The following is a 10,851-nucleotide window of genomic DNA, read 5'->3' as shown; positions in this document are numbered from 1 at the left end:
CAGATAAGGCGCTTGTATAGAGATGGGGCGTTGTCCTGCAGAGCAAATGAAGGACTGTGGCCGCGGCTGTTATTCCTGTCGCAAGTCAGAGCCACTGCTGCAGGGCTGCGTGTTGGCGGGGCGGGGTGGGTTGGCGGGGGCGTTGAGCGCCATGGATGGCGCGAAACGAGGCCCGCAGGAGCGGCTCCTGCCGTCCCCCGACCAGCCCCACCGCCCGACTCACCCCAAGATGCGGCTTTCCAGTGCCAGCCACGAGGGGCTCAGCCGTTCGCCGCCCCTCCACGTAGGCCATGAAATAGAACGGGGCCATAGTCCTTTCGCGCAGCGAAAGGACTATGGCCCCTGCCTTTATTTCTTTCTTACGTGGCTGGCGGCCCACGGAACATGTCCGAGGGTCGGGCGGTGGGGCTGGGCGGGGGCGTTGAGCGCCATGGATGGCGCGAAACGAGGCCCGCAGGAGCGGCCCTTGCCGTCCCCCGACCAGCCCCACCGCCCGACTCACCCCAAGATGGGGGCTTTCCAGCCAGCCACGAAGGGCTCAGCCGTTTGCGGCCAGCAACCCCGCCGGCAGCTGCATCGTGATGCAGTGCAGGCTCCCGTTCTGCCAGATCAGCGACCGGCATGGCACCTGCACGATCTCCCGGTCCGGGAACGCCGCAGCCAGCACGTCGCGCGCCGCGTCGTCGGCCACATCGCCGTAGGCCGGCATCAGCACCGCGCCATTGACGATCAGGAAGTTCGCGTAAGACGCCGCCAGGCGACGCCCTTCGTCCAGTACCGGCTGCGGCCAAGGCAGCGGGAAAAGGCGATACGGCTGGCCATCGGCGGTGCGCAGCGCGGCCAGCTCAGCACCCATCGCCTGCAGCTCTGCATGGTGTGAATCAGATGCATCGTCGCAGGCCTGGTAGACGATGCTGTCGGCCGAGGCGAAGCGCGCCAGCGTGTCGATGTGCGCGTCGGTGTCGTCACCTTCCAGGTAGCCGTGGTCCAGCCACAGCACGCGGTCCTGCTGCAGCCATTCGGCCAGATCGGCGGACAGGCTGGCGCGGTCGCGGTCCGGGTGACGCTCGTGCAGGCACTTCCAGGTGGTCAGCAGGGTGCCCTGGCCATCGGTTTCGATGCCACCGCCCTCAAGCGCGAAGGCAATGCTGCGCACCGGTGCGTCGTTGAACACGCGCGCGGCATCCAGCACGCCGACCAGCTGGTCGTCCAGGGTGGCGTCGAACTTGCCGCCCCAGCCGGTGAAGCGGAAATCCAGCAGCTGGAAGCCGCCGTCCCTGCGCTGCAGGGTGATCGGGCCGGAGTCGCGCAGCCAGGTGTCATCGTAGGCGGCGGTGACGAACAGCACGCGGTCCATATCGATGCGGTTGGAGCGCAGCCGCATCTCGGCGTAGGTCTCCACGTCATCGTCGGCCACGCAGATCAGCACCGGCTGGAAGCGGGTGATCGCCGCCACCAGGGCGATGTAGGTCTCTTCCACCTGGCCCAGGCGATCGGCCCAGTCGGTGTCGGCGGTCGGCCAGGCAATCAGGATGCCGCTCTGGGCTTCCCATTCGGCAGGAAAACGAAGGGTCTGGTTCATGGTCTCGCTTGGATGCGCCCGCGCAGGCGCGGGCCGGGTTCGTCAGCGGATCGGTGGCTTGGGACCGATCTCGTTGGGGGCCGCCTTGTTGGCCACCACGTCGATCACCTTCTGCCTTTCGAAGTAGACGGTGAACTGCGGGTAGACCCAGCGGTTGATGGTCGGCCACTGGCGCTTCTGGCCGCCGCGGGCATCGAGCTGTTCAGCGGGTGAGCCGAACTGGCTCTGCACCTGCTGCATGCTCTGTCCGCGCACGGGCAGGGCGCCGGCCGGTTTGTCGGCGGCACGGTCGATCAGCAGCGTGTCGGCCAGCGCCGGGGTGGCGGCGGCCAGCGTGGCCAGCACGGCCAGGGACATCAGGTAACGCTTCATCTCGAGCTACTCCGCAGTGGTCAAGAACGGCGATTACAGCACAAACAAAGCAGAAAGCCGCCCGGAGGCGGCTTTCTGCATCAAACCGGCCCCGCGAAGGAACCGTGGACGGCCGTCAGGCCGGCCGACTCAGCGCTGGCGCGCCTTGAAACGCGGGTTCGACTTGCAGATGACGAAGATCTTGCCACGACGACGCACGACCTTGCAGTCACGGTGACGGGCCTTCGCCGACTTCAGGGAGGACAGGACTTTCATGGCATACCTCGGCGTACACGTTGAGTGTAAAAGTAAGTGTTCAGATGGAGCGCGGCCGCGATATGCCAGAGACAATACTGCGTTGACGCTCGTTCAAGCCCGCCATTCTACCGGGCTTTTCTCCATCGTTTCAAGTGGTTGCACAGAGCAATCGTGGCAGGCGCTCAGGCTGGGGCTAGAATGGGGCCTTCACACCCGCTGGAAACCCCATGTCCGCACTCGTTCCCGTCCTCACCATCGACGGCCCTTCCGGGGCTGGCAAGGGTACCATCAGCCGCATCGTAGCCCGCCGGCTGGGCTGGCATTACCTCGATTCGGGTGCGCTGTACCGGGCCGTGGGCGTGGCGGCAAGCTGGGCCGACATCGATACCTCCGACGCCTCGGCGCTGGTGCGCTGCACCTTTGATACCAAGGTCCAGTTCGTGGAGCAGGGCGAGGCGATGCGGGTGCTGGTCAACGGCACCGACGCCACCGACGAGCTGCGGCTGGAGACCACCGGGGCGCTGGCCTCGGCCATTGCCGCCATTCCGGAGGTGCGCAGCGCACTGAAGGAGCGCCAGCGCGCATTCAGGGTGGCGCCAGGCCTGGTCGCCGACGGCCGCGACATGGGCACGGTCATCTTCGCCGACGCCCCATTCAAGGTTTTCCTGACCGCCAGCGCAGAGGAGCGCGCCGAGCGCCGGCATAAGCAGTTGAATGACAAAGGGGTTTCTGTTAACTTTGATGACCTCCTGCGCGAGATCATGGGCCGCGACGCCCGTGATGCACAGCGCACTGTGGCGCCCCTGAAGCCGGCAGACGATGCCGTCCTCATCGATACCACTGGTATCGGCATCGATGATGTCGTTGCACGAGTGATGGATCTGCTTCCGGTTTCGGCTGCCTGATCCGTTCGTACAGGAGTACCGCCAGCGTTCGTGGCGGTTGTCGCCGCCGCGAGGCGATCCGTACTGCAAGGTAGTAAATGCTCCGCCGCGCAATGATGCGTGGCGGTTTAACCACTTCACACACGGCCTGCTTTTCCGGGGTCGACCAACAGGCGGGCAGACGGACTCCTTGATGGAAGCCGCTGACCCATGTGATCAACAGAGTAAATCTAATGACCGAATCTTTTGCCGAACTGTTTGAAGCCAGCCAGGCCAATCTGGCCAAGCTGAAGCCGGGCTCGATCGTCAGCGGTACCGTCGTGGAAGTCCGCGGCGATGTCGTGGTGATCAACGCCGGGCTGAAGTCCGAAGGCATCGTGCCGATCGAACAGTTCCGTAACGACGCTGGCGAGATCGATGTCGCCGAAGGCGATATCGTCAAGGTCGCCCTCGATTCCATCGAGAACGGCTTCGGTGAAACCGTCCTGTCGCGCGAGAAAGCCAAGCGCGCGATGGTGTGGGACGAGCTGGAAGAAGCGTTGGAAAAGAACGAAACCATCACCGGCCGCATCAGCGGCAAGGTCAAGGGTGGTTTCACCGTGGACATCAAGGATGTCCGCGCGTTCCTGCCGGGTTCCCTGGTCGATGTGCGCCCCGTGCGCGATCCGGCCTACCTGGAAGGCAAGGAGCTGGAGTTCAAGCTCATCAAGCTGGACCGCAAGCGTAACAACGTCGTGGTTTCGCGCCGCGCTGTCGTCGAAAGCGAGCACTCGGAAGAGCGCGAGCAGCTGATGGACAAGCTGCAGGAAGGCGCGATCCTGAAGGGTGTCGTCAAGAACCTGACCGACTACGGCGCGTTCGTGGACCTGGGCGGTATCGACGGCCTGCTGCACATCACCGACATGGCATGGAAGCGCGTGCGCCATCCGTCCGAAGTCGTGAATGTCGGCGACGAGCTGGACGTGCGCGTGCTGAAGTTCGACCGCGAGCGCAACCGCGTTTCGCTGGGCCTGAAGCAGCTGGGCGAAGATCCGTGGGATAACATCTCGCGTCGTTACCCGGCCAACAGCCGCGTCTTCGGCAAGGTCTCCAACGTGACCGATTACGGCGCGTTCGTCGAGATCGAGCCGGGCGTGGAAGGCCTGGTGCACGTGTCCGAGATGGATTGGACCAACAAGAACGTCAACCCGTCCAAGGTTGTGCAGGTGGGTGACGAAGTCGAAGTGATGGTGCTGGATTGTGACGAAGAGCGTCGCCGCATCTCGCTGGGCATGAAGCAGGTTGCCGCCAATCCGTGGGAAACCTTCGCTGCCACCCACAAGAAGGGTGACAAGGTGTCGGGCCAGATCAAGTCGATCACCGACTTCGGCATCTTCATCGGCCTGGACGGCGGCATCGACGGCCTGGTCCACCTGTCCGACATCAGCTGGGCGACCACTGGCGAAGACATCGTGCGCAACTTCAAGAAGGGCGACAACCTGGACGCCGTCGTCCTGGCCGTCGATCCGGAACGCGAGCGCATCAGCCTGGGCGTCAAGCAGCTGGAGCAGGACCCGTTCGGCCAGTTCATGGCCGTGAACCCGAAGGGTTCGAAGATCGAAGGTGTGGTCAAGGAAGTTGACGCCAAGGGCGCCATCATCGAACTGGCCGACGGCATCGAGGGCTATGTGGCTGCCCGCGATATCTCCGCCGACCGCGTCGACGATGCAACCCAGCACCTGAAGGTTGGCGACAAGATCGAAGCCAAGTTCGTGGGCATGGACCGCAAGGGCCGCACCCTGCAGCTGTCGATCAAGGCGAAGGACGATGCCGAAATGCGCGAAGTGCTGGAGGACTACCAGTCCGCCGCTTCGGGTGGCATGACCCAGCTCGGCGCGCTGCTGCGTGCACAGCTGGGCGGCAACAAGTCCGAGTAATCGGCCTTACGCTGTCGTAGTTTCCTGGACGGCCCGGACATTTGTCCGGGCCGTTTCAGGGTTGGAGCCCCCCAAGCAGAGCCTGCAATGACCAAATCCGAACTGATCGAAATCCTCGCGCGCCGGCAGGCGCACCTGAAGGCCGATGATGTCGATCTGGCGGTCAAGTCGTTGCTGGAAATGATGGGTGGTTCGTTGTCGGCCGGTGACCGGATCGAGATCCGTGGTTTCGGCAGTTTTTCCCTGCATTACCGCCCGCCGCGACTGGGCCGCAACCCCAAGACGGGGGAGTCGGTCGCCCTGCCGGGCAAGCATGTACCGCATTTCAAACCGGGCAAGGAGCTGCGCGAGCGCGTCAGCGACGTGGTTCCGCAGGACGCTGATCCTGCCTGACGGCAGTGACGTTGCGCGTGCGATCCCCCCGCCGGGTCGGATAAGCTACAGGCCGGGCATGACTGGAGCTGTCGCATGAAGGTTTTCCGTTTGCTGGTCCTGCTGGCCGTTCTGGTCCTTGGACTCATCATCGGCGCGGTCAACATGACCGAGATGTCGATCAATCTTGTATTTACCCAATTGCATACCTCGGTTGGCGTGGCGATGATCGCCGCATTGCTGGTCGGGGTCGTGGTCGGTGCCGGCCTGGTGCTGGTGAGCGTGGTCGTTCCGCTCTATGCCCAGCTGCGCCGCGCCAACAAGGCCGCGCTGGTGACCCCGGCGGCGACCCCCAATCCTCCTTTTGCCGGACGCTGATCACGCATGGAATTCGTTTCCCAGTATTTCTGGTTCTTTCTCTGCGTACCGCTGGCCGCCGTCGCCGGCTGGGTGATCGGCCGTCGCGGCGGGCAGCGGCATGGGGACAACCAGGTCAGCCGCCTGTCCAGCACCTATTTCCGTGGCCTGAACTACCTGCTCAACGAGCAGCCGGACAAGGCGATCGAGCTGTTCCTGCACATCGCCGAGCTGGACAAGGAAACCTTCGAGACCCAGGTCGCGCTGGGCCATCTGTTCCGCCGTCGTGGCGAGGTCGACCGCGCCATCCGCCTGCACCAGGGGCTGGTCAACCGTACCGACCTGAGTGATGCCCAGCGTGTACAGGCGCTGCTGGCGCTCGGCGAGGACTACATGAAGTCAGGCCTGCTGGACCGCGCCGAAACGGTGTTCAGCGAGCTGGCGCAGATCGACCAGCGCGCCCCGCAGGCGCTCAAGCACCTGATCGGCATCTACCAGGCCGAGCGCGACTGGGAAAAAGCGATCGACAACGCCCTGCGCTTCGAGGAAGTAACCGGCGAGCCGATGGGCAAACTGGTGGGACAGTTTGAATGTGAACTGGCCGAACGCCATCGTGGTGCCGGCAACGTCGAAGAGGCGAGGGCGGCCATCGCGCGCGCCTACCAGGCCGATGCGATGTCGGTGCGTGCCGGCATCATCGAAGGCAGGCTGGAAACCGACGCGGGCAATGCCGAAGCCGCCGTGCGTGCCTTCGAGCGCGCCGCACGCAATGATCCGGAATACCTGCCCGAAGTGCTGCAGCCGCTGATGCAGAACTACCGCAAGGTCGGTGACATGGGCGGCGCCCGCAGCTTCCTGTCGGAAATGACCGAGCACTACCGCGGCATCGCCCCGGTGCTGGCACTGACGCGCCTGATGGAAGAACAAGAGGGCATTTCGCCGGCCCGTGCCTATCTGGGCCGGCAGCTGAAGGACCGCCCTTCGGTACGTGGCGAGTCGGCGCTGATCGACCTCACCCTGGCCGAAGGCGCCGATCCCACTGCGACCCTGCATGACCTCAAGCACATCACCGACCAGTTGCTGGTGCGCAACCCGGCCTATCGCTGCACGCGTTGCGGCTTTGGTGCGCGCACCCATCACTGGCAATGCCCCAGCTGCAAGGAATGGGGAACGGTCAAGCCGCTGCTGAACTACGCGGTGCTGTAAGCGATGCGGGACATCCAACCGTGGCTGGCGCTGCTGGCGCTGGCGCTGGTGTCGGCCGTGCTGACCTGGCTGGCGCGTCGCTACGCACTGCGGCGGCAGCTGCTGGATCACCCGGGCGAGCGCCGCAGCCACCACGTGGCGACGCCGCGCGGCGGTGGGATCGCCATCGTGGTGACCGCGCTGGTCGGCCTCGCTGCGGGCGCGTTGCTGTACCCGGCCGCCGCAGCGCACTTGGCGATATTCGCCGCTGGCCTGGTGCTGGTGGCCGGAATAGGCTGGTGGGACGATCACCGCCCGCTGCCGGCCGTGCGCCGGCTGCTGGTCCACATGCTGGCGTCGGTCCTGCTGGCGGGGCTGGTCTGGCAGGCGACCGGCAATGCGCTGCAGGCCGTGCTGCTGTTCCTGGTGGCGACCGCGCTGGTGAACCTGTGGAACTTCATGGACGGCATCAACGGCATCGCCAGCGGCTATGCGCTTGTCGGTGCGCTGAGCCTGGCCGCGGTGATGCCGATGCCGTTCGCGCTGCTGGCGGTGGTGGTCGCGGCGGGTTGCCTTGGCTTCCTGCCGTTCAACTTTCCGCGCGCACGCATTTTCATGGGTGACGTCGGCAGCGGCGCGCTGGGGTACCTGATGGCGGCCTTGGCGGGGCTGGCCAGCGTGGTCACCAGCATTCACTGGTTGGCGCTGCTGATACCGTTGTCAGCCTTCATCGTGGACGCGGGCTTCACGCTGTCATCCCGCATGCTCTCGGGGCAGCGCTGGATGGAACCCCATACGCAGCATGTCTACCAGCGCGCGGTGAAGGCAGGCTGGAGCCACACACAGGTGACTGGCGTGTATATTCTGCTCGGCCTCGTCGGCGCGGCGGTACTGGCGCTCTCGGTTCGGCTGGCGCCGCTGCAACAGGCGGGCCTGGCATTGGCCTGGGGCGCGCTGTTGGCCTGTCTGTGGGCTGTCATGCGTGTTCGCCTGCGCAACTATTGAGGGTTTAACCTGGTCATGTCAGCTCGGTGGAATCGAATAATCGCGTTGGTGCCCCGCGCGGCCATCGTCGTCCATGACCTGTTCATGGTGTGGGCCTGCTGGCAGCTGCTGCATGCCGGCCGCTATTCCATCCTGCCCGAGGCGCCTGCGTTGCCGCTCTGGAATGTCGACACCTCGCTGGTGCTGGGCATCCAGGCGCTGGTGTTCTGGCGCGTCGGGCTGTATCGCGGGCTGTGGCGCTTTGCCAGCGTTGCCGACCTGATCAACATCTTCAAGGCCAGTTTCATCGGCCTGGTGGCGATCGTCCTGACCCTGATGTGGAAGCGCTTCGATGGCGTTCCGATGTCGGTGCTGGTCATCTACCCGTTCGCGCTGTCGGCCCTGCTGGGCGCTCCGCGCCTGCTGTACCGCGCCTGGAAGGATTACCAGGCCGTGCAGTCCGATACCAGCGGCCGGCGCGTGCTGATCCTCGGTGCAGGCCAGGCTGCCGAGGCGCTGGTGCGTGACCTGCGCCGTTCAGGCGAGTTCGACCCGGTCGGCCTGCTGGACGACGCCCCGCACCTGCAGGGCGCCAAGTTGCAGGGCCTGCCGATCCTGGGCACGCTGGACGACACCGCCGCCGTGGCCCGCGAAACCTCCGCCAAGCTGATCGTCATCGCCATTCCCTCGCTGGATGCGGTCGGCATGCAGCGTGTGGTCGGCCTGTGCGAAAGCACCGGCGTGCCCTTCCGTACAGTGCCCAAGCTCAGCGACATCCTGCAGGGCCAGTCGCTGCCGGGGCAGTTGAAGGAAGTGGCGATCGAAGACCTGCTCGGCCGCAAGCCGATCCAGCCGGACTGGTCGCTGATCCGCAATTGGCTGGGTGGCCGTACGGTGCTGGTCACCGGCGCGGGCGGCTCGATCGGTTCGGAGCTGTGCCGGCAGTGTGCCCGCCACGGGGCAGGGCGCATCGTCCTGCTGGAAATGAGCGAGCTGCTGCTGTTGACCATCGAAGCCGAGCTGCGCCGCAGCTTCCCGGATATCGAAGTGGAGGCGGTGCTGGGCGACTGTGGCGATCCGGCGGTGATCCGCCACGCGCTGTCGCTGCATCGCATCGAAGCGGCTTTCCACGCGGCCGCCTACAAGCAGGTGCCGGTGCTGGAGCGTCAGCTGCGCGAAGCGGTGCGAAACAACATCCTGGCCACCGAGAACGTCGCCCGGGCCTGCATGGAGGCCAGGGTCGAACATTTCGTGTTCATCTCCACCGACAAGGCCGTCGACCCGGTCAACTCGCTGGGCGCCAGCAAGCGCTATGCGGAGATGATCTGCCAGAGCCTGGACCAGAAGTCCACGCATACCCGTTTCGTGACCGTCCGCTTCGGCAACGTGCTGGCCTCGGCCGGCAGCGTGGTGCCGGTGTTCCGCGACCAGATCATGAAGGGCGGGCCGGTGACGGTGACCGACCCGGAAGTCACCCGCTATTTCATGACCATTCCCGAGGCCTGCCAGCTGATCCTGCAGGCGGCCGCGTCGGCCTCGCACGGCGCCATCTACACCTTGGACATGGGCGAGCCGGTGCCGATCCGGGTGCTGGCCGAACAGATGATCCGGCTTGCCGGCAAGCAGCCGTACAAGGACATCGCGATCATCTATACCGGCCTGCGCCCCGGCGAGAAGCTGCACGAGACGCTGTTCTATTCCGATGAGGATTACCGGCCCACTTCGCACCCGAAAGTGCTGGAAGCCGGTGTGCGCACGTTCTCGCGCGATCTGGTGCTGGGCAACGTACCGAAGCTGCGCGATGCCATCGCGACCTACGATATCGACGCGATCCAGCAGATTCTGTTCGCGACGATGCCGGAGTTCGATCCGCTTCAACAGGATGCTTACATCCCATCCGCTAACGTAGTGCCCTTCCCCGCGCGTGAGGCCAACAGGTAATCGATGAGCAAGCGAATCAGAAAGGCAGTTTTTCCAGTGGCAGGGCTAGGGACGCGCTTTTTGCCGGCAACCAAGACGGTTCCGAAGGAAATGCTGCCGATCATTGATCGCCCGCTCATCCAGTACGCGGTCGACGAGGCCATCGAAGCCGGCTGTGACACCCTGATCTTCATCACCAACCGCTACAAGCACGCCGTTGCCGACTATTTCGACAAGGCCTACGAGCTGGAACAGAAGCTCGAGCGCGCCGGCAAGACCGAACAGCTTGAGCTGGTCCGCCACGTGCTGCCCAACGGTGTGCGCGCGGTATTCGTGACCCAGGCCGAAGCGCTGGGTCTCGGCCATGCCGTGTTGTGTGCGAAGGAGATCATCGGCGATGAGCCCTTCGCGGTGCTGCTGCCGGATGACCTGATCTACAACCGTGGCGACAGCGCGCTCAAGCAGATGGCCGACCTGAATGAGGCCACCGGCGCCAGCGTCATCGCGGTGGAAGACGTGCCGCACGAGCAGACCGCCAGCTACGGCATCGTGGCAACCGAAACGTTCGACGGCAGCCATGGCCGGATCTCGGCGATCGTGGAAAAGCCCAAGCCGGAAGACGCGCCGAGCGACCTGGCCGTGGTCGGCCGCTATGTCCTGAGCCCGAAGATCTTCGAGCTGCTCGAATCGACCGGCACCGGTGCTGGCGGCGAGATCCAGCTGACCGACGCCATTGCCGAACTGCTCAAGACCGAGCCGGTGGACGCCTATCGTTTTGAAGGCCGTCGCTTCGATTGCGGCACGCACCTGGGCCTGGTGGAAGCCACCATCCGGTTCGCATTGAACAGCAAGAAGCTGGCCAAGCCGGCGCGGCAGAAGCTGCAGGAAATGCTTGCCGAAGAGGATTGATCCGGCGAACGGCTGGGCCCCTCGTGGCTGGCTCTGAAGCCGCTGCTGGGGGTGGGCCGGGCGGTGGGGCTGGTCGGGGGACGGCCAGAGCCTGTCCCTTAGACACATCTGACGCCGCCGACGGCCCTACGCG

11 protein-coding genes are annotated in these 10,851 nt (G+C 65.0%); 8 read left to right on the top strand and 3 right to left on the bottom strand.

Translation table 11 applies throughout. The annotated features are described in order from the left end of the window. Nucleotides 1–538: 538 nt before the first annotated feature. From CXG43_RS01035 to ykgO, 3 genes are all read right to left on the bottom strand, one after another. Nucleotides 539–1,582 (bottom strand): agmatine deiminase family protein, encoded by a 1,044-nt coding sequence (locus tag CXG43_RS01035; protein WP_101098339.1) that lies wholly within the window; start codon nucleotides 1,580–1,582, stop codon nucleotides 539–541. A gap of 42 nt (nucleotides 1,583–1,624) precedes the next feature. Beyond that, nucleotides 1,625–1,954 (bottom strand): hypothetical protein, encoded by a 330-nt coding sequence (locus CXG43_RS01030; RefSeq protein ID WP_101098338.1) that lies wholly within the window; start codon nucleotides 1,952–1,954, stop codon nucleotides 1,625–1,627. Between the two features lie 129 nt (nucleotides 1,955–2,083). After that, nucleotides 2,084–2,209, bottom strand: coding sequence for a type B 50S ribosomal protein L36 (gene ykgO, locus CXG43_RS01025; RefSeq protein ID WP_005409283.1), 126 nt, complete (start codon nucleotides 2,207–2,209; stop codon nucleotides 2,084–2,086). Between the two features lie 209 nt (nucleotides 2,210–2,418). Between ykgO and cmk the strand changes: the two genes are divergently transcribed. The 8 genes from cmk (at nucleotide 2,419) to galU (ending at nucleotide 10,718) form a co-directional block, all read left to right on the top strand. Then, nucleotides 2,419–3,096 carry a (d)CMP kinase gene (cmk, locus tag CXG43_RS01020; RefSeq protein WP_101098337.1) on the top strand — a complete coding sequence of 226 codons (678 nt, stop codon included), beginning with the start codon at nucleotides 2,419–2,421 and terminating at the stop codon, nucleotides 3,094–3,096. A gap of 212 nt (nucleotides 3,097–3,308) precedes the next feature. Beyond that, nucleotides 3,309–4,991, top strand: a complete 1,683-nt coding sequence (rpsA, locus tag CXG43_RS01015) for a 30S ribosomal protein S1 (protein WP_042615403.1) — start codon at nucleotides 3,309–3,311, stop codon at nucleotides 4,989–4,991. Nucleotides 4,992–5,078: 87 nt separating this feature from the next. Beyond that, nucleotides 5,079–5,384: an integration host factor subunit beta gene (locus CXG43_RS01010; protein WP_042615402.1), complete on the top strand. Its 306-nt coding sequence runs from the start codon at nucleotides 5,079–5,081 to the stop codon at nucleotides 5,382–5,384. 75 nt (nucleotides 5,385–5,459) lie between these two features. Continuing rightward, nucleotides 5,460–5,741 (top strand): lipopolysaccharide assembly protein LapA domain-containing protein, encoded by a 282-nt coding sequence (locus CXG43_RS01005; RefSeq protein WP_101098336.1) that lies wholly within the window; start codon nucleotides 5,460–5,462, stop codon nucleotides 5,739–5,741. 6 nt (nucleotides 5,742–5,747) lie between these two features. Continuing rightward, nucleotides 5,748–6,926: a lipopolysaccharide assembly protein LapB gene (gene lapB, locus CXG43_RS01000; protein ID WP_042615400.1), complete on the top strand. Its 1,179-nt coding sequence runs from the start codon at nucleotides 5,748–5,750 to the stop codon at nucleotides 6,924–6,926. Nucleotides 6,927–6,929: 3 nt separating this feature from the next. Next, nucleotides 6,930–7,910 carry a glycosyltransferase family 4 protein gene (locus CXG43_RS00995; RefSeq protein WP_101098335.1) on the top strand — a complete coding sequence of 327 codons (981 nt, stop codon included), beginning with the start codon at nucleotides 6,930–6,932 and terminating at the stop codon, nucleotides 7,908–7,910. Nucleotides 7,911–7,925: 15 nt separating this feature from the next. Continuing rightward, complete coding sequence (locus CXG43_RS00990) at nucleotides 7,926–9,830, top strand: nucleoside-diphosphate sugar epimerase/dehydratase (RefSeq protein ID WP_101098334.1); 1,905 nt, start codon at nucleotides 7,926–7,928, stop codon at nucleotides 9,828–9,830. A gap of 3 nt (nucleotides 9,831–9,833) precedes the next feature. After that, the gene (gene galU, locus CXG43_RS00985) at nucleotides 9,834–10,718 is read left to right on the top strand and encodes a UTP--glucose-1-phosphate uridylyltransferase GalU (protein WP_101098333.1); all 885 of its coding nucleotides are present in this window, start codon (nucleotides 9,834–9,836) and stop codon (nucleotides 10,716–10,718) included. The last annotated feature ends 133 nt before the right edge of the window (nucleotides 10,719–10,851 follow it).

The organism is Stenotrophomonas sp. Bg11-02, from assembly GCF_002836635.1.
GTDB lineage: Bacteria > Pseudomonadota > Gammaproteobacteria > Xanthomonadales > Xanthomonadaceae > Stenotrophomonas > Stenotrophomonas lacuserhaii.
Note: the sequence above shows the minus strand (reverse complement) of the source record. Positions and strands in the feature narration are given on the sequence as shown.